The organism is Alteromonas sp. CNT1-28, from assembly GCF_022348345.1.
Lineage (GTDB): Bacteria > Pseudomonadota > Gammaproteobacteria > Enterobacterales > Alteromonadaceae > Alteromonas > Alteromonas macleodii.
Genome location: NZ_JAKREZ010000011.1, coordinates 70,707 through 96,133 on the forward strand (window position 1 = coordinate 70,707; position 25,427 = coordinate 96,133).

At 43.1% G+C, this 25,427-nt stretch carries 21 protein-coding genes; 11 read left to right on the forward strand and 10 right to left on the reverse strand.

Annotated features, from left to right (window positions below; genetic code table 11):
* Positions 1 to 36 precede the first annotated feature (36 nt).
* Genes MHN02_RS09560 through MHN02_RS09580 form a run of 5 tightly spaced genes read right to left on the reverse strand, consistent with a single transcriptional unit; the run spans position 37 to position 4,483 of the window.
* Positions 37 to 1,293 (reverse strand): cyclopropane-fatty-acyl-phospholipid synthase family protein, encoded by a 1,257-nt coding sequence (locus MHN02_RS09560; protein ID WP_014976979.1) that lies wholly within the window; start codon positions 1,291 to 1,293, stop codon positions 37 to 39.
* A gap of 2 nt (positions 1,294 to 1,295) precedes the next feature.
* A complete protein-coding gene (locus MHN02_RS09565) occupies positions 1,296 to 2,039 on the reverse strand; it encodes a DUF1365 domain-containing protein (RefSeq protein WP_110289199.1) in 744 nt (247 codons plus the stop codon).
* On the reverse strand, positions 2,036 to 3,301 hold the full coding sequence (locus MHN02_RS09570) for an FAD-dependent oxidoreductase (RefSeq protein WP_239245749.1): 1,266 nt from the start codon (positions 3,299 to 3,301) through the stop codon (positions 2,036 to 2,038). The genes MHN02_RS09565 and MHN02_RS09570 overlap by 4 nt, the downstream gene beginning before the upstream one ends.
* A 10-nt stretch (positions 3,302 to 3,311) precedes the next feature.
* Complete coding sequence (locus tag MHN02_RS09575) at positions 3,312 to 4,031, reverse strand: SDR family NAD(P)-dependent oxidoreductase (RefSeq protein WP_171337358.1); 720 nt, start codon at positions 4,029 to 4,031, stop codon at positions 3,312 to 3,314.
* The gene (locus MHN02_RS09580; RefSeq protein ID WP_014976976.1) at positions 4,028 to 4,483 is read right to left on the reverse strand and encodes a nuclear transport factor 2 family protein; all 456 of its coding nucleotides are present in this window, start codon (positions 4,481 to 4,483) and stop codon (positions 4,028 to 4,030) included. The genes MHN02_RS09575 and MHN02_RS09580 overlap by 4 nt, the downstream gene beginning before the upstream one ends.
* Before the next feature lie 256 nt (positions 4,484 to 4,739).
* On the opposite strand from MHN02_RS09580, the gene MHN02_RS09585 reads away from it, so the two are divergent.
* The 3 genes from MHN02_RS09585 (at position 4,740) to MHN02_RS09595 (ending at position 6,781) form a co-directional block, all read left to right on the forward strand.
* Complete coding sequence (locus MHN02_RS09585) at positions 4,740 to 5,315, forward strand: LON peptidase substrate-binding domain-containing protein (RefSeq protein ID WP_239245751.1); 576 nt, start codon at positions 4,740 to 4,742, stop codon at positions 5,313 to 5,315.
* A 118-nt stretch (positions 5,316 to 5,433) separates the two neighbouring features.
* The gene (locus MHN02_RS09590; protein WP_049586614.1) at positions 5,434 to 6,045 is read left to right on the forward strand and encodes a sigma-70 family RNA polymerase sigma factor; all 612 of its coding nucleotides are present in this window, start codon (positions 5,434 to 5,436) and stop codon (positions 6,043 to 6,045) included.
* Positions 6,038 to 6,781 (forward strand): ChrR family anti-sigma-E factor, encoded by a 744-nt coding sequence (locus MHN02_RS09595; protein WP_171337359.1) that lies wholly within the window; start codon positions 6,038 to 6,040, stop codon positions 6,779 to 6,781. Before MHN02_RS09590 ends, MHN02_RS09595 begins: the two co-directional genes overlap by 8 nt.
* A gap of 111 nt (positions 6,782 to 6,892) precedes the next feature.
* Here the strand turns inward: MHN02_RS09595 and MHN02_RS09600 are convergent, their stop codons facing one another.
* Positions 6,893 to 7,657, reverse strand: coding sequence for an outer membrane protein assembly factor BamD (locus tag MHN02_RS09600; protein WP_014950072.1), 765 nt, complete (start codon positions 7,655 to 7,657; stop codon positions 6,893 to 6,895).
* 186 nt (positions 7,658 to 7,843) lie between these two features.
* On the opposite strand from MHN02_RS09600, the gene rluD reads away from it, so the two are divergent.
* From rluD to MHN02_RS09625, 5 genes are all read left to right on the forward strand, one after another.
* Positions 7,844 to 8,827: a 23S rRNA pseudouridine(1911/1915/1917) synthase RluD gene (rluD, locus tag MHN02_RS09605; RefSeq protein ID WP_014950071.1), complete on the forward strand. Its 984-nt coding sequence runs from the start codon at positions 7,844 to 7,846 to the stop codon at positions 8,825 to 8,827.
* A gap of 16 nt (positions 8,828 to 8,843) precedes the next feature.
* On the forward strand, positions 8,844 to 9,599 hold the full coding sequence (gene pgeF, locus MHN02_RS09610) for a peptidoglycan editing factor PgeF (protein ID WP_239245753.1): 756 nt from the start codon (positions 8,844 to 8,846) through the stop codon (positions 9,597 to 9,599).
* A gap of 249 nt (positions 9,600 to 9,848) precedes the next feature.
* On the forward strand, positions 9,849 to 12,425 hold the full coding sequence (gene clpB, locus MHN02_RS09615; protein WP_239245755.1) for an ATP-dependent chaperone ClpB: 2,577 nt from the start codon (positions 9,849 to 9,851) through the stop codon (positions 12,423 to 12,425).
* Between the two features lie 230 nt (positions 12,426 to 12,655).
* Positions 12,656 to 12,976, forward strand: coding sequence for a hypothetical protein (locus tag MHN02_RS09620; RefSeq protein ID WP_239245757.1), 321 nt, complete (start codon positions 12,656 to 12,658; stop codon positions 12,974 to 12,976).
* A gap of 180 nt (positions 12,977 to 13,156) precedes the next feature.
* Complete coding sequence (locus tag MHN02_RS09625; RefSeq protein WP_239245759.1) at positions 13,157 to 14,284, forward strand: DcaP family trimeric outer membrane transporter; 1,128 nt, start codon at positions 13,157 to 13,159, stop codon at positions 14,282 to 14,284.
* 62 nt (positions 14,285 to 14,346) lie between these two features.
* Here MHN02_RS09625 and MHN02_RS09630 read toward each other — a convergent pair whose 3' ends face one another.
* On the reverse strand, positions 14,347 to 15,252 hold the full coding sequence (locus MHN02_RS09630) for a LysR family transcriptional regulator (RefSeq protein ID WP_061095451.1): 906 nt from the start codon (positions 15,250 to 15,252) through the stop codon (positions 14,347 to 14,349).
* 160 nt (positions 15,253 to 15,412) lie between these two features.
* Between MHN02_RS09630 and MHN02_RS09635 the strand changes: the two genes are divergently transcribed.
* Together MHN02_RS09635 and dld are read left to right on the forward strand one after the other, a co-directional pair.
* On the forward strand, positions 15,413 to 17,122 hold the full coding sequence (locus MHN02_RS09635; RefSeq protein ID WP_239245761.1) for an L-lactate permease: 1,710 nt from the start codon (positions 15,413 to 15,415) through the stop codon (positions 17,120 to 17,122).
* A 38-nt stretch (positions 17,123 to 17,160) separates the two neighbouring features.
* Positions 17,161 to 18,864, forward strand: a complete 1,704-nt coding sequence (gene dld, locus MHN02_RS09640) for a D-lactate dehydrogenase (protein ID WP_239245763.1) — start codon at positions 17,161 to 17,163, stop codon at positions 18,862 to 18,864.
* A 34-nt stretch (positions 18,865 to 18,898) separates the two neighbouring features.
* Here the strand turns inward: dld and prsT are convergent, their stop codons facing one another.
* From prsT to xdp1 (MHN02_RS09655), 3 genes are all read right to left on the reverse strand, one after another.
* On the reverse strand, positions 18,899 to 21,712 hold the full coding sequence (gene prsT / locus MHN02_RS09645) for an XrtA/PEP-CTERM system TPR-repeat protein PrsT (RefSeq protein WP_239245765.1): 2,814 nt from the start codon (positions 21,710 to 21,712) through the stop codon (positions 18,899 to 18,901).
* Positions 21,713 to 21,817: 105 nt separating this feature from the next.
* Entirely contained in the window at positions 21,818 to 22,684 is an 867-nt protein-coding gene (gene xdp1 / locus MHN02_RS09650) for an exosortase-dependent surface protein XDP1 (RefSeq protein ID WP_014979757.1), read from the reverse strand.
* A gap of 182 nt (positions 22,685 to 22,866) precedes the next feature.
* Entirely contained in the window at positions 22,867 to 23,802 is a 936-nt protein-coding gene (gene xdp1 / locus MHN02_RS09655) for an exosortase-dependent surface protein XDP1 (RefSeq protein WP_239245767.1), read from the reverse strand.
* Between the two features lie 376 nt (positions 23,803 to 24,178).
* Between xdp1 (MHN02_RS09655) and pssA the strand changes: the two genes are divergently transcribed.
* Entirely contained in the window at positions 24,179 to 24,982 is an 804-nt protein-coding gene (gene pssA, locus MHN02_RS09660; protein ID WP_239245769.1) for a CDP-diacylglycerol--serine O-phosphatidyltransferase, read from the forward strand.
* The last annotated feature ends 445 nt before the right edge of the window (positions 24,983 to 25,427 follow it).

Sequence of the window (25,427 nt, forward strand, 5' to 3'; positions counted from 1 at the left end):
CCGCTTTTTTGTCACTACTATCGATAATTAGCGTTGTTAAACACGAGCCAAATCAAGTCTGTAATGAGGCTTTGAAATCACAAGCTGAACGGTACTGATTGTTCTTTCTAAAAAACCACCTTCACAATATTTCAGGTAGTAGGTCCACATTCGCATAAAACGCTCGTCATAACCGTCGTTTAAAAGCTCATCTTTTGCAGAAATAAATGCTTCATACCAATGGTTCAATGTTTTCGCATAGTCAATCCCGATGTCGTGTAAGTCACGAATCATCATATTAGTATACTTTTTCAGGTGAGCGTTAAGCTGGTGCTGAGAAGGTAAAAATCCACCCGGAAAGATATATTTCTGAATAAAGTCGACACTATTTGAATAGCTGTCGTAACGTCTGTCATCAATGGTTATTGACTGAAGCAGCATTAGGCCGTCGTCTTTTAAAAGTGACGAGCATTTCTCAAAGAAATTTCCTAAAAATTGTTTGCCTACAGCTTCAATCATCTCGATAGACACGAGCTTATCGTACTTGCCTTCAAGTAGGCGATAATCCTTTTTCAGCAAAGTGATTTTGCTTTCAAGTCCTTCTCGGGCAATCCATTCTTTTGCCCATGCATGCTGCTCTTCTGAAATGGTAGTGGTCGTTACGCGGCAACCATAATGCTTAGCAGCATAGACGGCTAGCCCGCCCCAGCCCGTGCCAATCTCTAAAAGATGATCGGTTTCGCTAAGCTGTAACTTGTCGCAAATGGCTTTGAGCTTGTAATTTTGTGCATCATTGAGAGTTGCATTCGGATCTGGGTATATGGCTGACGAATACATCATTGTTGGGTCAAGGAAGCGGGTATAAAGCTTATTACCCAGATCGTAATGCGCCTCGATATTTTTCTTGGCTTGGTCCTTTGTATTTCGACGTGCAAAGTGTTGAATCTTGTTGATGGGCATAGTCACCCATTTAAATTTATTCTCCCATTCGTCAAGGGTAGATAAATTCCTAGCAAACACTCTTACCACGGCTGTTACGTCGTCACTGTCCCATAACCCATCCATGAATGCTTCTCCGGCGCCCACACTTCCGCCAAGCAATAAGCGTCGATAGGCTTGTACATCCTTGATATTTACCGTTGCTCGCAAATCGCTTTCGTCTGTGCCGAAACGCGCAACGACATCGCCGTTTTCTTGAATGGTTAAACTGCCAAAAGGCAGTTGTTTTAAGCATTGTAGGAATAGAGTTCTACACGCTTTATCTACAAAGGAGACCTCTGAGGTGGTCAGTAGTACAGATTCACCAAAAGACATTGTTATTGTTCCTGACTTTTTTCTGGGTGTGTATACAGTGGCGTTCGTTTAAGCAATAGTTTAAGCGCGTGCCAATAAATTCCAGCCACAGTTTTTATTGTCATACTGGGTATACGTTTAAGTGCCGCAGATAGATTCGCATTATCTAAAGTAAATTTAGTCAAATTTATCCCTGCACTGAACTCTTTGTCGTCTCTTACACAGTCCATCGCAAGTGACAGTCTAGCCGACGGCTGCGATATCGACCATTTGTAGGTCATATCCATTGGATTAAACGGGGAAACATGAAAAGCTTTTGGCGTATCGTCTTGAGTATCTAGATTTACAAGGTAGTGATGACGCTCATTCCACGGCGTGTTACTTACTTCGGCAAGCATATGTGTATACTTACCTTCGGCATTGCGTAGGTAATAGAAATTCACCGGGCTGAAATACAGCCCCCACATACGCAGTTGTCCCAGCATAAAGACATCGCCTTGAAGCGTCTTCCCTCCGTTTAACTCTGTCATTCTGTCTATTACTGCCTGACCTAGAGGTAAAGAGGGATCACCTAAATAGTCTTCACGCTTGAAACGCACTCTAGCCTTGTCGTATGCAGAGAAGCGTTTTAACGTACTGGACAAGGTTTCGAGTTCGTTGCTCTCAAGCTTTAGCCAAAATAAATAAATGTCATAGTCAAATTTATGCTGGGTAGGCTTAAACCGTTGGTGATAAACCTTGCCCTTGTAGATGGCACTTTCTATCACAGGGCTTCACCAAAGCGAGAACAAACATCAAGTGCGCTAGTTACGCCGTCTTCATGAAAACCGTTATACCAGTAGGCTCCACAAAAATGTAAGTTGTCTACGCCACAAATTTCATTTCTTCTTGCTTGGGCGTTGACCATGCTGGCACTGTATTGCGGATGTGCGTACTGATAGCTTCGAAGAATACTCTTTTGGTCTATTTCCGCAGTATTATTTAACGTTACACAGTAGGTGCTTTGTGCTTCAAGGCGTTGAAGAATATTCATGTTATAAGTGACAGAAGCGGGGCGGGCTTCCTCACTTGCGTCTTCTTTTAAGCTGTAATTCCAACTCGCCCAAGCTAATTTTCTTTTAGGCAGCTGTGAAATATCTTTGTGCATCACCACGTCGTTTTCTGCGTAAGGGATATTTCCAAGGATATCTCGATGCAGCGAAGTCGGTGAGTGAATCATTTTTAACGCTTGGTCACTGTGGCACGCAAATACCACATGATCATACATCGCAGCGTTGCCTGAAGAGTCGGTAACCTGCCACTTATCATCGCTTTTCGCTACCGACAGAACGGCCGTCGATAGTTTTATCTTAGACTCAAATGGTGCGATTAAAGGCGGAATGTATTGGCTTGACCCACCTTTAATTGTGTACCACTGAGGACGGTTGGTAATATTGAGCAAGCCATGGTTGTTGAAAAACTGCAAAAAGAACGTGAGTGGAAACTTTCTCGTTTGCTCTAAGCTGCTGGACCAAATTGCGGCGCACATAGGCAAAATATAATAACGTGCAAAGTCATCGCTTAGTTTTAATTCTCTAATGACGTCTTCTAACGTAAGTGAAGAAGTATCACGGTTTTCTGCGACCATCGCTTTACACGCTTTGTTAAACGTCAATATGTCTTTCACGATACGCCAGAATTTAGGCCTCAGAATATTACGCCGCTGTGCAAATAAACTGTTTAAGTTATTGCCGTTGTATTCGAGGTTTGCCTTTTTACTCATTACAGAGAAGCTCATCTCTGTTGGTTGATACTCAACATCTAACTGATTAATGAGCTTTATAAAGTTAGGGTAGGTCCAATCATTAAAAACGATAAAACCTGTATCGATATGGTGAGTTTCCCCATTGTCGCTTATTTTCTTCGTTGCAGTATGACCACCTATATAGTCATTTGCTTCGTACACTGTGATATCGTGCTGCCTATTTAGAAGGTGCGCGCAGGTCAAACCAGAAATACCTGTGCCAATGATGGCAATCTTATTGTTCATTCATCTTCTCTTATTGTTTTTCTCTCATTGCCAACGACAATCGCTTTTGCAGTGGGGTTGGCAGTATATGCATAAAGCGCAGAATAAAACCAAAGAACCGAGGGAAGAAAACTGTTTGTTTGTTGCCCTCTATTCCTTTAAGCATAGCGTTAGCGGCTTCTTCAGCGCTAATTTTCATTGGCATTTCAAAATCGTTTTTATCTGTGAGGGGCGTTTCTACAAATCCAGGAGACACCGCTTGCACTTTCACGCCTTTGTGGTGAAGGTCTACTTCTAATGATTTAGTAAAATAATGTAGGGCAGCTTTGCTCGCACCGTACGCTTGCGTTCGCGTAAAAGGAAGTAGGCGAGCCATGCTGTCAACAATCACAAGCTTGTCGCCTTGCTTAAGTCGTGGAAGAAGAGCGTCTACACAATGAACAACGCCAAAGAAATTAGGTTCAAATACGCGGCGAAACATGTCTGGCTCGAAGTCGTCGATATCTACATATTCGCAGGTACCAGCGTTGAGTACAGCAATGTCAAACTTAACCGTTGCTAGCGCCCGTCGAGTATCGTCAAGATCAGTGACATCGAACTGGCATGCGCTAATATTATTGTACTTACTGAGCTCGTTGAGTGTGTCTTCATTTCGACCACAGGCAATCACTTGATAACCGCTGTTTGCAGCCTTTATTGCTAATGCTTTACCAATACCCGATGTGGCGCCAGTAATTAGAATACTTTTCACTTTGCTAGCTTCCCTTTAATTTTTTTAACGACAAAACCTAGGATGGGTACGTGCTCATAGACCATTTCGCCCAAGTCGTAATAATCTTTGTGGTAAATAATGCTGTCATCGCTGACACCAAGTTGCGTGGTGCCATCTAGCGTAATTTGCTTATCACTATCTTTCAGCGTAAGGGTCATCGTCCAGTTTGCGATATGGGTAACCTTTGAATGACTTGATGGATGCTCTTTTGAGCCATTGGGCGAGCAAGTAAAAATGTCCGCAATGTCGAACTTACAGCTTTCGGCTTGCGTCAATAAGTTGGAAAAATAGCGTTTTACTTCATCAATGCCATGGTGTGTAGTGATTGGGTCGATAAACAGTATGTCGTCGGCATAGATATGTTCTAGGTCGTCTGGAGAAATTTGACATATGTCTGTGTAAATTTTACAAAAGCGTCCAATGACGTCCATGGCCTTTCCTTAACTCATAATTCAAAATCAGATTTGCATATCGGTAATGTCGACGCTTAAAAAAATTCGCGGTTATTTTCACGTTCAAATTGCAAGTCTCTGATATGAAATCTGTTAATGTTTTATTTAAAAACTAAATTACATTAATCGTCGTGCTAAAGATCATGTTTTTCCATTTATATGTGAAAAATTTTCCCATTCGATCCTAATTGTTCTCACTTGCGTAATTATTTTCGTGTTTTCGGAAGTGCTGAGTATGAGTGTAGAACGTTTTCCTTTATTTCCTTTATCTGCGCACCTTTTGCCGGAAGGTAGAATGGCATTGCGCATTTTTGAGCCACGATACGTGCGAATGGTTAAGCAGGCATGTGCTGAAAATAAAGGCTTTGTGATGTGTATGCTTAATGCTAACGGTGACAAAAATTTGAATGAGCATATTCATAAAATAGGTACTTATGCGCAGGTTGTTGACTTCGACATGCTCGATGATGGGTTGCTTGGCATAAAGGTTGCTGGTTCTCATTTAGTTGAGGTAAGTAGCATAGAAGTTGAAAAAGATGGTCTTCGTACCGGTAGTTGCAAGGTGTTAGAACCTTGGCAGTGCGACATGGCTCCTCAACAAATAGCGCCTATGGACGAGCGACTTAAAGAAATATTTGGAAATTACGAAGAGTTGGCATCGCTTTATGAATCACCAAAGTTTGATTGCCCTAATTGGGTATTAAATCGGTGGTTAGAATTATTGCCAGTAGACGGCTCGCAAAAACAGCACTTTTTAGCGCAAAGAGAATGTACCAGTTTACTGAACTATCTCTCTGCATTAATTGCTTAGTCGTTGAGTCGGTTAAAGACATTACAAATTCGTAATCCAATATTAGCGATTTTCGCATACGTTTTAAGTCATAACGCCGTAGAATGATACAATCAAAACGGAAAAGCGGACGAATCTTATGTTAGTTGGAATTCCTTTGGAACAAAGCAACAGCACAATCAAGCCTAAAGAGTGTGCAACTGAAATGTCTGATTACCTTGTCGCGGTTGCAGACACCCGATGTAAGCGCTCATTTGCAAGAGTGTTCAACTATTTCGCGCCTCGGCTGCGCTCTTACGCACTCAAACAGATGGGTAATGAGGCACTGGCCATGGAACTGGTACAAGATACTATGTCAAATGTGTGGCAGAAAGCGCATCTGTTCAATGCAGAAAAAGGTTCTCCGTCAACGTGGATTTTCACAATTGCGCGTAACATCCGCTTTGATATGCTTAGAAAGCTGCGGAATAGGAAAGAGGATGTTTGTTCTGACGATTTATGGCCAGTTTTATGCGAGCAAACAGCCGATGCAAACGAGGCGCCACTCGACGAACAAGTTACTTTAGAGCAGATTGGCCATTTGTTCGAATCATTACCTGTAAAACAAAAAGCAGTGGTTGAAGCTATTTATATTGATGGCAAGTCACAACAAGAAGTCTCCGATGAGCTTTCAATTCCATTAGGTACAGTAAAGTCGCGGACACGTTTGGCACTTCAACGATTAAAGGTCATGTTAAACGATAATGATTAGGTTTCACCCAAGTGCCCAGCAACTTAAAGATTTTGTTGAGGGCACATTGTCACCTGCTATATCACTGATGGTCTCTGCACATTGTGACATGTGTGAGAAATGTCAGCGTTTTGTTGAAATTGAAACGGAAAGTCTTGCTGCTCAAATGGTTTCGAACGCCAATTCAACGGCAAGCGACAGAGCTGAAATGTCGCTTCAGTTTGGTGACATGCTATCCCAAATTACGCAGCTCCCATCATCGAAACAAAATAATGCTTTGATGGAGCAGCCCACAGCGTATCGTGAGCCCGTAAAGAGGCGGGCGGCCTTGCAGACGCAGGCAAGTGCAAATACCATCGAGTTAGATGGAAGGGTATTCACTTTACCCAGAACGCTTCACCGCTACATCGATAAGACAGGTAACTGGTCAAGTTTGGTCGGAAAGCTGTGGCAGGCGCCAGTTGACCTTGGAAACCAAGGTGTTGCTAATTTTATCTTCATGGGAAGTGGCGGTAGTGTACCTGAGCACACGCACCGTGGAACGGAATATACATTAGTCATTGATGGTGAGTTCAGTGATGGGCTAAGTCGTTATGATACCGGCGACTTTATTTTTATGGATGGAGATAAGACGCACACGCCAAAATCCGAAGGTAAAGAAGGCTGCCTTGTATTTAGCATTGTCGATCAGCCATTGCACTTTACTTCGGGCCTTGCAAGATTGTTAAACCCTTTTAGTCACTTGTTTTTCCGCTAGTAATCTATCAAGCGAACGCAGTCAATATGTGACATCCAGATACAAAAAAACGCACAAATGTGCGTTTTTTTATTGGTTGCATAAAGCTCTAGCAAAACAGAATAGCCAAATCTAACTAATAAATTCGCTGTCAGGGTAGTTAAGCTTTAGTGTCTTCATCGCATTGTTACGCAATTCATCTAGGCCAAGCTGCTCGTAACTTGAAACCATAATTTCGAGTGCTTGTTGCACTTGAGTGGTATTCGGGAAGTGCTCTATAACATAGCGACCACGGTTTGCTGCAGCGACATAAGCCTGGCGTCTCATGTAGAAACGTGCAATAGCGATTTCATAGCGAGCCAAGCGGTCTTTAATATGAACCATGCGCTGTTTCGCATCTGCGGCATATTTGCTATCTGGATATTGTTGAATCAGTCTGCGGAAATCTTCAAACGCAGCACGAGACTTCGACGGGTCTCTATCCGTACGGTCAATATTCATTAACTCTTGGAAAAGGTTGCTATCTGATTCCATGTTAGTTAATCCACGCATGTAATACGCGTAATCAACATCTGAATGGTTTGGATTCAGACGAATAAATCTGTCGATAGTGGCAAGCGTTTCTTCGTTTTTACCTGACTTATAATAGCTATAAATAAGGTCTAGCTGTACCTGGTGGGATAGGGGACCGAACGGGTAGCGCGAATCTAGCGCGCTTAACGTTTGTGCTGCAGCGCTGAAGTTACCTACTTCCATGCTCTGCTTTGCTCTGTCGTACAGTTGCTGCGCACCCATGTTAGCTAATACGGCTTTTTCTTCATTATCTGAAGAGCTACATCCTGCGACAGATACCATAGCACCCAATAAAACGGGGGCCAGTAGACGAAATGATTTCATAATAATTCTATTTTCCTGCTAAACAGTTTTAATACTTCGCTGTCTAAGCTCATGTGTTAAACAACAACACTTTAATTGCATTCTAACGTACTAACGATGAGAAAAACCATACAAAAACGTAAACAAGGCAGTGTACAGCGTGAATACTTGTTATAATACCCTTTTTTAGACGTAATCAATGGTGTTATGACACAGTCGCCGAACACAATACAATTAGAAGCTTCAACGGAAGCTGCGCATTTTGGTTTACGGTTAGATCAGGTTTTGGCTGATTTGTTCCCTGAATATTCTCGTTCTAAGTTAAAAACTTGGATCCAAGATGGGAATGTTGCTGTAAACGGTGAAGTAATCACCGTGCCTCGCCACAAAATGCAAATGGATGAACTTGTTACTGTACAGGCCGAAATGGATGTACAAGTAACGAGCGAAGCGCAAGACATCGCGTTAAACATTGTTTATGAAGATGAACACATCCTAGTCATAAACAAACCAGCAGATTTGGTTGTGCATCCAGGTGCAGGGAACCCAAGCGGTACCGTGCTAAATGCCTTGTTAAATCATTGTCCAGAGATAGACAAAGTTCCACGTGCGGGCATTGTCCATCGCCTTGACAAAGACACGACGGGGTTAATGGTAGTAGCAAAAACAATTCCTGCTCAAACGCATCTTGTTGACCAACTTCAACGTCGGGAAATGAGTCGTGAATACGAAGCCGTTGCCTTAGGTACGATGGTCGCTGGTGGTATTGTAGATGCGCCTATTGGTAGACACGCAACAAAACGTACGCATATGGCAGTACGTGAAATGGGCAAACCAGCGGTCACTCATTTTCGTGTTATCGAAAAATTTCGCGCATACACGCACCTGCGTTTGAAGCTTGAAACTGGCCGTACGCACCAAATCCGCGTACACATGGCCCACATTAAGCATCCTTTGCTTGGCGACCAAGTTTATGGCGGGCGTCCTCGTCTTCCTAAAGGGGCGTCAGAAGAATTTATCGCTGCGCTTCGCGGATTCCAACGTCAGGCGTTGCACGCCGCACAGCTCTCGCTGTTTCACCCTGAAACGGAAGAGTGGATGACGTGGAAAGCTCCCCTACCTCAAGATATGCAGGACTTGCTTAAAGCCGTGAAAAAGGACACCGCGGACAATCCACAAGATATGCTTTAATGAGTAAGGCGAACTTATGACATTGTCAGCTGCGAATTCACCTATTTCATCCACGCTGGATTTGATTACGCCAGCGTGGTCATGTCCCGCAAATGTTGTTGCATACACAACGACAAGAATGGGAGGTACAAGCATAGGTGATTTTGCAGGTTTGAACGTTGGCGCCCACGTGGGGGACGACCTCCTACTAGTGAAAGCCAATAGAAGCCTAATTCCACATAGTGAAAAGATCACATGGTTGGAGCAAGTGCACGGCAAGCGCGTGGTGTCATTGCCGAGCGCAGATACCACCGCTGATGCGTCGTATTCTTCTTCAATATCGCATTTTTGTGCGGTAATGACCGCAGACTGCGTGCCCATTTTATTGTGTGATGAAAGCGGTCAAGAAGTGGCGGCAGTACATGCTGGTTGGAAAGGTCTCGATACTAACATTATCGGAAGTGCAGTTTCACACTTTGGCAGCGACGCAAAAAAACTCATCGCTTGGGTTGGTCCTGCAATCAGCGGGCCCTGCTACGAAGTTGATGCACAGTTGGCGAGTAAGTTTCGCCATATAGACGGTGCCATTGCCAATAGCTCTGATAGAGGGAAGTACTTATTAGATCTACCTCTAGTGGCACAGGTGCAATTGCAGCAAGCTGGCGTTGAGAGTATTACACAAAGTAACTTGTGTACTTACACTGACGAACAGCGTTTTTACTCCCATCGAAGAGCTACGCATCAAAACAAGCGCACGACTGGGCGTATAGTTAGCGTAATAGGCCTGCTTTAAATTGTTTCGAAAAAAGGCGGCAGTTTTAGTCTGATCACACAGTTGCGCTAGATCAAACTTCATACATTATTTGTTATCTTTTTGGCTAACTTTTTAATCTCATACTTGAATCGCAATTGAGCAGCCTACATAACTAGAACATAAAGAATACCATTCCGCATAGATCATTACCCACTCAGCGAGAGTTAAAATGTTCGTAATCGCGGCGTGTTAACGCAGGTATAGTTGTTCATTAATTAGGTTGAGGTTATGAGATTAGATAGATTTACCAGTAAATTTCAGCTCGCAATATCCGATGCTCAATCACTCGCATTGGGGCGAGATCATCAATACATTGAACCTGTCCATTTAATGACTGCCATGCTAAATCAGCAAGGCGGGTCAGTACGCCCTTTGCTTGACCAAGCAAACATCAATGTAAATGCGCTACGCTCAGCACTGAGCCAAGCTATTGAGCGCCTACCTCGTATTGAAGGCATTGGGGGAGATGTTCAATTAAGTAAAGACAGCGGCATTTTGCTAAATCTTTGTGACAAGATAGCGCAGCAACGAAAAGACGAATACATCACTTCAGAAATCTTTGTTCTAGCGGCGCTACAAGATAAAGGGCGCTTGGGGGAAATCCTCAAAAGCCTGAATATCACTAAAGAAGCTATTGAAAGCGCAATAGACGACATGCGTGGTGGCCAGAAGGTCACGGATCCTAATGCTGAAGATGTACGTCAAGCGCTTGAAAAATACACGACAGATTTAACCGAGCGAGCAGAACAAGGCAAGCTCGACCCGGTCATTGGTCGAGACGATGAGATTCGCCGAACTGTTCAAGTACTGCAGCGTCGAACCAAAAACAACCCAGTACTCATTGGTGAGCCGGGTGTGGGTAAAACGGCTATTGTTGAAGGGTTGGCTCAGCGCATCATTAATGGCGAAGTGCCTGAGGGCTTAAAGAACAAGCGTGTTCTTGCCCTTGATATGGGCGCGTTAGTGGCGGGAGCTAAATATCGCGGTGAGTTTGAAGAACGCCTTAAAGCAGTGCTTAATGAGCTGGCCAAAGAAGAAGGCCGCGTGATCTTATTCGTTGACGAACTGCACACCATGGTAGGTGCAGGGAAGGGCGATGGAGCGATGGATGCAGGTAATATGCTTAAACCTGCGTTAGCCCGTGGTGAACTTCACTGCGTTGGTGCTACAACACTGGATGAATATCGTCAGTACATTGAAAAAGACGCAGCACTTGAACGTCGTTTCCAAAAGGTATTAGTTGAAGAACCAAGCGTTGAAGACACTATTGCTATTCTGCGTGGCTTAAAAGAGCGCTATGAGCTCCATCACTCGGTAGATATTACTGATCCCGCTATCGTTGCAGCGGCAAGTTTGTCGCATCGTTATATTAGCGACCGCCAATTGCCAGACAAAGCCATTGATCTTATAGACGAGGCTGCGTCTAGCATTCGATTACAAATAGACTCCAAGCCCGAAGAGATGGATCGTCTTGAGCGTCGTATCATCCAGCTAAAATTGGAAGAGCAAGCTCTGGCCAAAGAAACAGATGATGCGAGTCATAAGCGACTTGAGATGATTGAGTTAGAGCGTGAGCAAGCGGAAACCAAGTACGCAGAGCTTGAGAAAGTGTGGCTGGATGAGAAAGACGCTATGCAGGGCACTCAAACCATTAAAGGGGAGCTTGAGCAGGCTAAACTTGACTTGGAGATAGCGCGACGTGCATCTGATTTGAATCGTATGTCGGAACTTCAGTACGGCCGTATTCCAGAGCTTGAAGCAAAGTTAGAGCAAGCGGCTGAAAACGAAACTCGCGAGACGACGTTACTTAAAAATAAAGTGACGGACGTTGAAATTGCAGATGTGCTTTCGCGATGGACGGGTATACCTGTAGCGCGAATGCTTGAGGGCGAGCGTGAGAAGTTGTTGCGTATGGAAGACGTACTTCACAAACGGGTTGTTGGACAAGAAGAAGCGGTTGAAGCGGTTTCAAACGCAATTCGCCGTTCACGTGCTGGGCTTGCGGATCCAAACCGACCTATTGGCTCATTCTTATTTTTAGGGCCAACTGGCGTGGGCAAAACTGAGCTCTGCAAAGCCTTGGCAGGCTTTATGTTCGATACTGAAGATGCCATGGTGCGTATTGATATGTCAGAGTTTATGGAAAAACATTCGGTAGCACGCTTAGTGGGTGCACCTCCTGGCTATGTTGGCTACGAGGAAGGTGGCTACTTAACCGAAGCGGTGCGTCGCAAGCCATACTCGGTCATTTTGTTGGACGAGGTTGAAAAGGCACATCCAGATGTATTCAATATTCTGCTTCAAGTACTAGATGACGGCCGGTTGACTGACGGACAAGGACGTACTGTAGATTTTAAAAATACCGTTGTGATCATGACGTCCAACTTAGGTTCAGATATCATTCAAGATAAGCACAACGAAAGTCAGTATGACGATATGAAAGCGTCGGTAATGAGTATTGTAGGGCAACACTTCAGACCGGAGTTCATCAACCGCGTCGATGATATTGTGGTATTCCATCCATTAGGGAAGGAGCAAATTAAATCTATTGCTAAAATTCAGCTTGCCTCGCTTCGCGCTAGGCTCGCAGAAAAAGGATATAAGCTTACTCTGTCTGCTGCGGCTATGGATAAATTGGCGGACGCGGGTTTCGATCCAGTGTTTGGCGCACGTCCGCTTAAGCGAGCGATACAAGTGCAGGTGGAAAATCCACTCGCGCATCAATTACTCGCTGGCGAATTAATACCAGAATCAACCATTCGTATTGATGCAGATGACAGCGGACTTTTCGTTGTCAGCAATTAAAACCAAAGGCACTGGAGACAGTGCCTTTTTTATTGCCAGTAGATTCCGCGAAAGACCTTTATTCGGCAGCTTCATAACAAGAAACAATTTACTAAAAAGCCACTGGTCGAATAGCGACAGACTACGCTTACCTGTTTAATTAATTTTCTTAATACAGCTAATTAATTTTCTTGATTTAATAATGATAACGATTATCATTAACTTGTTATTGAGAGGGTTAAGAGGTTGCGATGCAGTTATATAATTCAAACGAAGCGGTAGTTTCTGCGCGCTCAATGCCCCGAGATATAGCTATGCTTTGTGCGCATTTCATATTTTGCATAATTGTGAGCGCAGTCGGTGCCATCGGTACTGGTTTTGCCGTATTTGCATTGAGTGTAAATCAAGCGACATTCTCGCCTGCAGATACTATAATGTCTGCACTTACCGTGTTTTCTCTGTCTTTATGTTTAAGTTGGTTTTCGCAAAGTTGGGGTAAGACACTTCAATCAATATCATTACTTTCACTTATCGTGTTAGCAACAAGTAGCCTTTTATTATTTTTCTATTGAGCAATTTATGCTCAACAATCTTCATCTCCTTACACAATCAACATTCAAAAAGTAAACCTCTGATTATGCGAATTTAGGAAAAAGTTAATAGTCTAAACTCGGTTTATCCTCTAAGCACGAACGAATACATTATCCGCCCGTTAACGACATGTTAAATAGTTTCAGCTATTAGGACGAATAATGAAAACAATCAATAAATACACCCTACGCTTATCTGCTTGTGCATTAGCGCTAATTCTTAACCCTTCTCACGGCATAGAGTTGTTCAACGGGAAGGTCGGTAACGAACACGTTAAGGTTAGTGTTGGAGGTTATGCCAAAGTAGATGTCAGGCATGTTGAAGGGGATATTGCTTATCAGGATTATTGGATTGGTAATTTTCCTGGCGGGGAAGCAATAGAGACATCACACACAGGTTTCAATGTAGGAGAGTCACGCTTAAATATGGGCGTTTCTATAGGGGAGGTGAGTACTTTTATAGAGGTCGATATGTATGGCGGAGGGGGCAACGAAGCGGTAAGTAACTCTACCAACTTGCGATTACGCCACTTCTTCATCACCTATAAGAACTGGAGTGCGGGTCAAAACTGGAGCACCTTTATGCCGCTTCACGTTATTCCTGAGTCGTTAGATTTTGGTGGTCCTCATGTAGGAGAAGTGTTTGCAAGGCAAGTTCAGGTTAGATACACCTCAGGAAACTGGCAATTTGCCATCGAAAGCCCAGAGACCATTGGGGATGGTGATACCGACGCACCTGCCAATGCCGTAGGGCTTACAGGTGTAGCCGCCGACCCTGACGAGTCTACGCCCGACTTTGTTGTACGATACAATTTAGATAGTCAATATGGGCAATATGCTTTCGGCTCTGTAATACGACTTGTCGATCAAGGTGGGGTTGAAGAAGTTACAGCAGCAGTAAATATCGCAGGCAAAATACCACTTTTTACTAAAGACGATCTACGTTTTCAATTAACAGCGGGTAAGCCAGGTCGGTATGCTGCGGCCGGCATGACCGCTGATGTTGTTGAGGATCCTGCAACACAAACATTGGAAACGGAAAGTACACTGGCTTATACCGTAGCGTATCGCCACTTTTGGAGCGAATCCCTCCGCAGCACTGTATTTTATGGAGCAGCTGAAACAGATATTTTGGGGCGCAAACGTTCGCACTGGGCGGTGAATGTTATTGATACGGTAGCGCCGCGGCTTGATGTTGGCCTAGAGTTCGGAGGTTATTCTATCAATGATGAGAACATAGACAGCATTGGCTCGAATTACATCCAAGCGTCAGCTAAGTTCGCGTTTTAAGATAGCTTTAATTATGTTTAGCGCCAAATTTTTGTTGTAAACCGAGGTTACTTCGATGTTTATCAATAAAAATAGGCGCTTCTATTGCTAAACGCCTCTTGAAGGTAGTTGACCAGTAACTTTAGCTTTTTGTCAGGCTGACGCGAACGAGGATAAACGGCATAAATACCCATAGTCTTAGTTACGTACTCGACAAGTAAAGGCGAAAGCGCCCCATCTTTGATATCTTCATGCACTAATGCCTTGGGAAGAAATGCTACCCCCACACCTGCAATAGCGGCTTGCCTTAACGCATCCAAGTTATTTGACTGTATTCGCCCGCCAATTTGAACGTTATGAAGCTCTCCTTCAATATGAAACGGCCAGAAGTCTGGGCCAGTGCTATCGTACTTGTAAATTAAACAATTATGTTCAGTTAAATCGTCAGGATGATTTGGGCGGCTTTTATTTTTAAGATATGTGGAGCTTGCGCATACTATCCATTTTGAATCTATAAGGCGCTTAGCAATAAGAGAGGAGTCCTCAAGATGTGCTGTACGAATGGCGAGATCGTAACCTTCTTCAATGATATTGGTGACGCGGTTGGTAATTGCAAGCTCTACATCCACCTCTTCGTGTAAATTGCAAAACTCGGCAATGGCGCGATTTAAGACCAGTTTTGCCGATACATTGGGCATAGTAATTCGGATTTTTCCACGCACTTCATCACTATAACCACTGACAGCATCTTCTGCGTCTTGAATGGCTAAATTAGCGATTCTCGCCTTATTGTAGAGTGTTCTTCCTGCATCAGTTAAATTGAGCTTTCGTGTAGAGCGGTAAAGCAATTGAACGTTCAAATCTGACTCTAATCGTGCGATACGCTTACTTACTACGGAATTAGTTAGGTTGAGTTTTTGAGCGACCTTTGAAAAAGAGCCTTCATCAACTACGTTTACAAAAAGGATAATATCGTCTGCTTTTGCCACTATTAGTCCAAAAATGGAAATAAACTTTGTCTTTAATTCATATATATCAACACGTGGGAAATTAGTACAGTCGCATATCTCAATTTTAACCCTGCATTAACATCGATTTTCTAACGTTAGAAAATCGAATAATCAACTAATTATAATAAGAGGAAAACTCATGAATGAGATAACCCTTGGATTATTAGCATTGCTACCTATAACGCTTTCAGCAGTGCTGCTATTGGGTTTACAGTGGTCTGCGAAAAGAGCAATGCCAGTTGTATTAGCAAGTACAGCACTTATGGCACTTTTAGCATGGGATATGTCGGCAGTACGGGTGGGCGCTTCAATTCTACAAGGCTTAGTGATTACAGTATCTGTTTTGTGGATTGTATTTGGTGCAATTTTTCTGCTCAACACATTGAAATATACTGGAGCAATTGATGTTATCCGCCAGGGTTTCACCAACATTTCACCTGATAGAAGAGTCCAGGCAATAATCATTGCTTGGTGCTTCGGAACTTTTATTGAAGGTGCTTCTGGTTTTGGCACGCCGGCCGCTATAGCGGCTCCTTTGCTTGTTGCCATCGGTTTTCCAGCATTGGCTGCCGTACTTATTGGTATGATGATCCAAAGCACACCCGTCTCTTTTGGCGCAGTGGGAACGCCTATAGTCATTGGTGTAAACAAAGGCTTAGACGGCCAAGCGATCAGTCAGACTTTGCAGGCTCAAGGCTGGCAATGGGAGCAGTTTATTCAACTAATCACCTCTGAAGTGGCAATTATCCACGGAATTATTGGCTCATTTATGCCAGTTTTAATGGCTGTAATGCTCACTCGCTTTTTTGGCTCCAATAAGTCTTGGCGCGAAGGGTTACAAATTCTACCTTTCGCCTTATTCGCAGGCGTCAGCTTTACCATTCCTTACGTATTTACCGGCATTGTATTAGGCCCTGAATTTCCATCGTTGATTGGAGGATTGGTGAGCTTGGCAGTGGTTGTTACTGCGGCTAAAAATGGTTTCTTGATGCCTAAAACAACATGGGATTTCCCGCCGAAAGCGTCATGGGACAAAGGTTGGCTGGGTAATTTGGAAATAAAAGCAGACGACATAACGTCACAAAAGGCCATGCATTGGGTTACAGCTTGGGTCCCTTATTTAGTTGTTGCACTTTTGCTCGTTATATCCAGAGTGTTTCCAACAATAAAAGAATTTACTACGTCGCTGACACTCTCATTTGACAACATACTGGGTGAAACGGGTGTAAGTGCATCAATCAGTCCGCTATATCTTCCTGGTGGGTTGTTGTTAATAGGTGCATTGGTCGCAGTAATCATTCAAAGTAAAAAGGTATCCAAGGGAGAAGTGTTGTTTAAGGCTTTCAATGATTCCAGCAAAACGTTGCTAAGTGCTGGTTTTGTATTGATGTTCACAATTCCTATGGTTAGGCTTTTTATAAATTCAGGTGTGAATGGCGCCGACATCGTCAGTATGCCGATAGCTGGCGCGCAATTGTTCGCCAATATGTTTGGCGGAGCTTTCCCATTAATTAGCCCTACTATTGGTGCATTAGGTGCATTTATCGCAGGCTCGAATACAGTATCAAATATGATGTTCAGCCAGTTTCAGTTCGAAGCAGCACTAAGCCTTCAATTGTCACCTGCACTAATTATCGCAGCGCAAGCCGTTGGGGCGGCTGCCGGAAATATGATTGCAATACACAATGTTGTAGCTGCGTCGGCAACAGTAGGATTAATGGGGCAAGAGGGAGCTACTTTAAGAAAGACTGTTATCCCAACTATATATTACGTTGCATTTGCAGGTATTTTAGTATGGTTGGGGGTTTATGTGTTTGACGTCGGCGGTCCATTAGTCGGCACAAACTAATTTTTTAATACGCATTGCACTGTTCTAAGGAGTTATACATGCAAACAACCCCAATTATTGACGCTTTTAAACGCGTACTCGGGGAAAGCAATCTTGCCGTAGGAACGCGCCAAACTGAGCACTATCGCAAGGGGTGGCGGTCAGGCGAGGGCGAAGCATTGGCTGTACTTTTTCCACATACGCTAATGCAATATTGGGAAGTGCTAAAGGTTTGCGTTGAATATAACTGCATCATTATTATGCAGGCCGCGAAAACCGGCTTGACCGAAGGCTCAACGCCAAGTGGAAGCGACTACGATAGACCAGTGGTGGTTATAAATACGTTAGCAATGGACGATATTGTTCTGGTTAACGACGGAACTCAAGTATTGAGCTTTCCAGGAGCAACACTGTTCAAACTTGAAAAGGCGCTAAAGCCACTCGGACGTGCGCCTCACTCTGTAATTGGTTCGTCGTGTCTAGGTGCGTCTATTGTCGGTGGTGTTGCAAACAACTCAGGTGGGGCACTTGTCAAAAGGGGACCTGCCTATACTGAGTTATCGCTGTTCGCTCAGGTGGATACAAACGGAGAGCTAAAGCTTGTTAATCACCTAGGGATAGATTTAGGCGACACGCCAGAAGAAATTATCGGAAACCTTTCTTCTGGCAACTTTCCAAAATCTCTACCTGAAACCAGTATGAAAGCGTCGGCAAGTGATTATGAATACATCGTTAGAGACGTAAATGCTGATACGCCGAGCCGCTTTAATGCCGATCCAACACGGCTTTACGAAGCCAGTGGATGCGCAGGTAAAATTGCTGTTTTCGCGGTGCGCTTAGACACATTCGAAGTGCCTAATAACGAACAAACGTTTTATATCGGTACGAATGATGCCTCTGTACTTACTCGTATTCGCAGAGACATACTGACTCAATGTAAAAACGTTCCTGAGGTGGGTGAATATCTTCATAGAGAAATGTTCGATATTGCAGATGTTTACGGAAAAGATACCATCATAAGTATTCAGCGTTTGGGAACTGACTCGCTACCTAAAATGTTTGCACTCAAAGGGCGGGTGGATGCCGTGCTCAACAAGTTACCTCTGCTTCCTCCTTACCTAAGCGATAGATTGATGCAGTTCGGTAGTAAGTTCTTTTCTGACCAAATACCCTCGAGTATAAGAACTTACCGCGACAAGTACGAGCATCATCTAATCCTTAAAATGAGCGATGGTGGCATCGAAGAGGTTAAAACGCTTTTGGCCAAGCTGTTTAACGAAGAGAAGCTAGATGGTGACTACATTACTTGTAATGAAGAAGAAGCGTCTAAGGCGTTTTTATTACGTTTTGCTGCAGCTGGCGCCGCGGTTCGCTATCAAACGTTACACCATAAGCAAGTAGGAGACATCTTAGCATTGGACATCGCATTGCGCCGCAATGATGATTTATGGGTAGAGAACCTGCCTGAGCACATCGCCAAACACGTTGAAAAATCACTTTATTATGGACATTTCTTCTGCCATGTCTTTCATCAAGATTACATACTTAAAAAAGGCAGCGACGCCAAAAAAGTAAAAGCAGATATGTTGGCACTATTAGACAGTCGTGGCGCTAAGTATCCGGCTGAACACAATGTAGGTCATTTGTATAAAGCCGAAAGTAACTTGCAGAAATTTTACAAAGACTTAGATCCAACCAATACGTTTAACCCTGGTATTGGCAAAATGGAAAAGCACAAACGCAACTGTTCGTGCTGTCTTTAGTTGAATTAATCTCTACTTAATCCGAGCGAGAGCCTTAAAGGCTCTCCAATAATGCTCTTGCTTGCGGGCGCTTAAAGAAGGGACGCTCTACACTTACTGCATATTCTAGCTCTTTCTTCGCCTCTTCAATTCTATTGAGCTTGGCTAGCGTGTAGCCCAGATGATAGCGGATATTTGGGTCGTTGGCGTCTCTGGCGAACGCATCCCTCAGCATTTTAAGGCTGCCTTCATAGTCTCCATGTAGCGCTTTGATGTGACCGTAGGTATCCAATATTTTTGCTGAGTTTGGTTGAAGCTCGTAGGCCTGACGTGCATAGTTTTTTGCAGTGACTAGCGATTCCTCTATATGCATGATCGCTAGGCGATTGTAAGCCTCAGCAGGGTTGAGTAAGTTTGGTTGCTCAACAAGCTCCTTGTAAAGCGCTATCGACTCATCGAACTCTTGAATGAAGAATAAGTATTGCGCCAACAGGTTTTTTGCCAGCAGATTGTTTTCATTCTCGCTCACCAGTTTTCTTGCCGTATTCAAGAATACATCGACGAACTGATCGTTCAGTGCGTAGTTGTAAATGGCAACAAAAGCCTGTGCAAAAGTAGCGTCTACATCTAACGCTTTTTCGAACTCTTTGATAGCACGTTCACTGTTTCCCTTATTTGCTGCCAATCGGCCTTTCAAGAAATAATAAACCGGATTTTGTTGTTGGTTTGCGGGAATGGTTGTTAGCAATGATTGTGCTTTGTCGTTGTTTTGCATGTCGAGCAGTAGGCTCACATAGCGCAACGTGACAAACGTACTTGTATTCGCTATTTCATACGCTCGGGCCATGGCGTCTAAGGCGTTTTCATCATTATCAACTCTTCGAGCTTGATCAGCATATGCGATAAGCTTGCCGGCATCGTCATTGATAAAATTCCTCACAATACTTAGCGTTTTTTCTGCATCGGCACGTTGACCTGCTTCTAACTGAAGCGCTGCTTTTCGAAGGAGATAATCGGCGTTGTCGAAATCGTCTTTGATTAAGAGGTCTAAGTGATAGAGCGCATTTTTTGTGTCGCCTTGTTGTTGATACAAAGATGAAACGCGCTCTCTCGCTCCAGTATTTGAAGGCGTGAGCGTCAATATATCGAGATAAATTTGCTTAGCTTCTTCTAGATTTCCTGCTTTGCTTAAATTGAACGCTTTCAGCATCAGCGTTTCATTATGTTGGGGAGACAGAGCAAGTAACTCTTCTACTAGCAGGTTAGATTTATCGACATTTCCTAAACGGCTTTCCGTGGCTGCTAAATTGAATTTCGCAGGGAAAAGCGTCGGGTTTTGCGCTAGCGCTTTTTCTATGTTGACCATGGCTTCTTCTAATCGACCCTGTCTAATCAATATACCGGCTTTAAGATTGAAAACTTCTGCTTCGTTTGGAAACAAAGCGCTTAGTAAGTCAGCGCCTTTTAATGCATTCTTAAACTGCTGAGCTTGTAAATTCATCAATGAATAAGTGAAAAGAAAGCCGGCATTATCCTTGTAGGTAGATAAGTTCTTTTCAAGAATCGATAGCGCTTCATCTTGCTTACCTCTAGCAGCCATTAATTTAATCTTAAATAGCTGGAGCTTGTTTTCATTCGGGTATTTATATTCAAGATTTTGCAAAAGTCGCTCGGCTTTAAACGCTTTGTTTTGGCGAATAAATAAGTCACCTAAAAGCAGTGCTGAGTCTGGGTCTTCCATTAACGCATCCTGATGACGTTCAAGCAGGGCAAGGGCCTGCTTATCTTGTTGAGTCGCCATGTAAACTTGGCTCAACATCAATACCGCCTGTAAGTCATCAGGCTCTTGTTGCAGATAAGCGTTAAAATCTTTCGCGGCTGTCTCCATGTTGTTATTAAAGAAGTTAGTTAAACCACTTATGTAAAGCAACATGGGCTGTGAGGTAATAAGCTCAGGATCCAGTTGAGCCATGAAGTCGTTAAGTTCTTTTAGTTTTTCGTTATCGATAGCTTGCTGGTTGTCTCTGCTTTGTAACCAGCTATTAAGTAAAATGGCGAGCGGATCATTGGGTGTATCTTGGATTATCTCATCTACGAACAGTTTTGCCGTGTCGTAGTCTTTCGCTTCTAAATACAAATCAACAAGATTCCGTAATGCAATGGGATCGTCTCGATTAAAAGTCAGCGCTTTCTGTAAGTGTGCGGTTGCAGCGTCTGTATCACCCTGTCGGTATGCGAGTTGCCCCTTCAATCGCCATGTTATTGCATTTTCTGGTTCTAACGACATAGCTTTATTTATAAGCGAGGTCGCTTTGGATAAATTTTCATTTTGAAGAGCTATGGAGGCTAAGCCATTTATTGCAGGTACAAAATTAGGCGTGCGTGAAACAATTGTATTGTAATCACGTAGGGCACACGACTCGTCTTGCAGTCTAATACATGCAGTTGCACGTATCATCAGCCACTCGCGCTCAGCATCACCTGACAGTTTGTTTAGATCAGAGAAGTCTACAATTTCTTGGTACCTGTTCAAAAACAACCAAGTGTTGCCGAGAGGCTCTGCCAGAAGGTTGATATCTGCACCCATTTCCAACGCTTCTACAAACTCCATTTCTGCTGCAGTTAAGTAGCCATTAATAAGCAGTATTTCTCCCATTAGGATTTTTGCAGCAAGGTTTTCAGGATCTTTTTGTAAGCTGTTTTTAAGGTGGATATAGGCTTCGTCGTATTCGTTTTGATTAAACGCGGTCAGTGCTTTTTCGTAGTCTTCTGACGTAGAAGCAAAACTGTTAAAAGCGATTAATGATGAGGCAACTGCAGAGACAATAGTGCGTTGTACAACACGCTTTTTATTATTAAAAAAATCCATATATACCTTCGAAACTTAGCCTAGCCGCTGGCTTAAAAATAGCATAAAAAAAGGTGGCCTAAGCCACCTTCTAAAGATACGTGTTTTCTATGCGTTTTTAAACAATTAAACGCGGCGCTTACGTCTATAAAGAACAAGACCTAAACCCAACCCCATCAGTGCTAGGGCGCCAGGCTCACTAACTTCTGCGGTTGGTTGAGTCATTGACACACCAATGGAAGACAGTTTTAATTGTACGCTGTTAAAGTTACTCTTAGCGTTATCGTCGAAAATGGTATTGTATGCACCTATTAACCAGTATTTTGCACTACCAGTTAGCTTTGTAAATGTTGATTCGTACAAACCGTTTGAGCCTTTTGAACCTACGCCATAGTGACCTAGTGTATTCTCAACAATAGCGCTTGTAACAGTGTTCCAAGTTGAGTTGGCTCCGCTCTCAAATGCCGCAATACTATTAAGACCCGCAACAGTAACTTCTTTACTATCATTGTCGCCGACTACCCAAGTGAAGGCTGCATTTTCAAGAGTCACTGACTCGCTAAATGACAGTAAGAACATATCAAAATCTCTGCCACCGCCGTCACCGCTATTATCAACTGCGTGACTATCACCTCCCCAAGAATAATCACTATTTTTAATTCCGTAGCCAACGTGTCTATTTGCTAAAGTACAACCATTATTACCAAGCGTACAGTTCCACCAACCTTGAATATTGCCCTGGGCAAGTTTGTCGTCGGCGTGTCCTGCAGAGTTTGACCAAGCAGTGATTCCTACATCAACTGTAACGCCGTTGATCTCGATTGAGGTATTGCTGTTTTGCGCATTGGTCGTTTGTGAGTAATTAGCGCTGCCATTAGAATTGGCGAGTGTGTATTGTGCATCATACTTTGCACTGTTGAGGCTTGAATCTGTAGCGAAAACTGATGAACTAACAGCAAGTAATAGTATTGTCAGCGATGTAGAAAACTTCATATTTTGAACTACCCAAAAAGCAAAATTAGATGATTATTTCTAATTTTATGCTTATTTCGTGCCAGTTTGTTTAAGTTTCTGATTTTTAAGTTAATGTTATAATTTGAAAAGGGGCGATATGAGAGAGGGTAAAAAAAACTGACAGATTTTCCAACCTGTCAGTGATCTAAAGTCTAATTTCTTCAAATGGATTTTTTGCGACGCCACATCACGAGAAGTGAACAAGCCATGAGTAACCCAATGGTGCCAGGTTCAGAAACTTCTGTTGGCGTTGGCGTACCGGCAGACTCTGTTACAGAGAAGCCAACATTAGCAAGCTTAAAGGCATCATTACCTACATGGCCGCCAATATTTCCGAATACGGTGTTATAAGCGCCAACCAACCAATATTGAGCGGACTCAGTGAAAGTAAAGTCAGCGCGGTGATCTAAATATTCACAGTTTTCAATATCAAATGAGGCTGAAGTTAAGGCGTTAGCGACAATATCGCTCCACGTGTTAACACCTGAGGTTAGTTTCGAAGTATTACTTAGTGCTGCAACAGATACTTGGCTGTCGCTGCCACTGTAAAGCCATGAAAAACTTGCGCCCGTTAGTGTCACCGCAGAGTCGAAAGATAACAACACGAAGTCATAGTCACGTTCTACGTTAGTCATACCACTATAATAAGCGTTCGCGCTACCTTGAGAGTAATAGTTGATATTGTCAATAGCGTGGTCAGCGTCGCCACGATAGTATGCTTCATCATTGTTTGTTATGCCGTAAGCCCATTTATCTGAGATCTTTTCTAACTTGGCGCCAACGACTGTTTCGCCGGTAACCCCTTGTGTGTCAGAAAAGGCGGACATATTAATATTTAATCCGTCTATTTGAACAAAGGAATTATTCGTCTGATTGGTTTGTGTCACTTTGTCATCGACTAGATCGTAGGTGTATTCTCCCAACGGAGAGTTACATACTTTGCTTTGTTCGTTGCTTAGGCTCGATGACCCACAGTGAGAATAACTTTGCTTTTTATAGTAGGTAGCGAATGCTGAATTAGCACTCAGGGTAGATAGCAAAGCTGTGGAAAGTAATAGTACAGTTTGCAAAGAAAACGTTTTTTGTAGCGTTCGCATAATTGCTTTCCTATATATGAAGCGCAAAGCACTTCAAGTACACGCCGAGTGATGTGTGCGCACATTATGCGAACACAAACTTGGTAGTACCTAATTTCAACATGGACTTGTATGATATATGAACGGTGAGCTATTTAAGGTATGTAACCGTATACCTAGTTATTAGTTGTTTGTTTGATCGTGAGCATACGCGGTCCTGAATAAATAGAAGCCAAGCGCCGGCATTGTGGTAGGAGTACGTGTAATCAATGCAAAGCTAATAACGTTTTGCAACAGCGTTATGTAAAGGAACGAGGCAGCCTTTTTACTTTGCTATGCGTTCCTGCATATCTATGAAATAATTAGTGCAATTGTGTATTTAGAAGTATGAGGACATATGTCTGATCAAAAACGTAAAGGGATATACTTACTTCCCAACTTATTAACAACAGCAGGGTTGTTTTCGGGTTTCTTTGCTGTGGTTTCGTCAATGAACGGCAGGTTCGAAGCCGCGGCAGTGGCTATCTTTGTTGCTATGATTTTTGATGGCTTAGATGGGCGTGTGGCAAGAATGACGAACACGCAAAGCGACTTTGGTGCTGAGTATGACTCAATGGCAGATATGGTTTCATTTGGAATGGCACCTGCACTTGTTGCTTATAATTGGGGGTTAACTGAGCTGGGCAAGTTAGGCTGGTTAGCGGCCTTTATATATGTAGCGGGTGCAGCTCTTCGTTTAGCTCGCTTCAATACGCAAGTTGGTATTGCCGATAAGCGTTTCTTCCAAGGTCTCGCAAGTCCGGCTGCTGCGGCTGTTGTCTCTGGTCTTGTATGGGTTGGAGTTGAGTATGATGCTGTTGGTACCGACTATGGTTTAATAGTTGCTGCAGTAACTGGCTTGTCAGGTTTGCTGATGGTGAGTAACTTTAAATACAATTCTTTTAAAGAAGTTAATTGGCACGGTAAGGTTCCATTTGTAGGCCTCCTTTTAGTTCTCCTGATATTCGTTGTTGTAGCAACAGAACCCGCTTTAGTATTGTTCCTTGTTTTTGCACTATATGCGTTAGCTGGACCTATCAATACGTTTCGTACCGTTGAGAAAGTAACGTTAGACGATGTAGTGGGCGATCATGAAGAAGATGCAGACTTCAATGCCGATAAAAAGAAAAGCAATGAAAGTGTAGACAATAAGCAGGAATGATTACGTAGCAATAATCAGATGTCTTCGCTCAATAATAAAGAGGATATGCCTTTTTGAGCTGATAGAATAAGGATATACAAGCTTAAACGCATGCTTAATGCACTAATAGATTAAAAAGCGACCGAACGGTCGCTTTTTTTGTATTTATTTAAAAAAGGGTGTTGACGATGCTACAGGAATGCGTAGAATGCGCGCCTCCTCAACAGGGAACAGCAAAACGCTAACAACTGATGAGGATGTCAAAAACAAAGCTTAAAAATAAATAAACAAAAGTTGTTGACAAAAAAAAGATGCGCTGTAAGATACGCATCCGCTTCGGGAGAGGCGGCTAGCAAAAGCTAGTAACGTTCTTTAAAAATTTAGACAAGACAATCTGTGTGGGCACTCGTTAAGAGTGTCACATAACGACGATTCATATTTCGATATATTTAATTGAAGAGTTTGA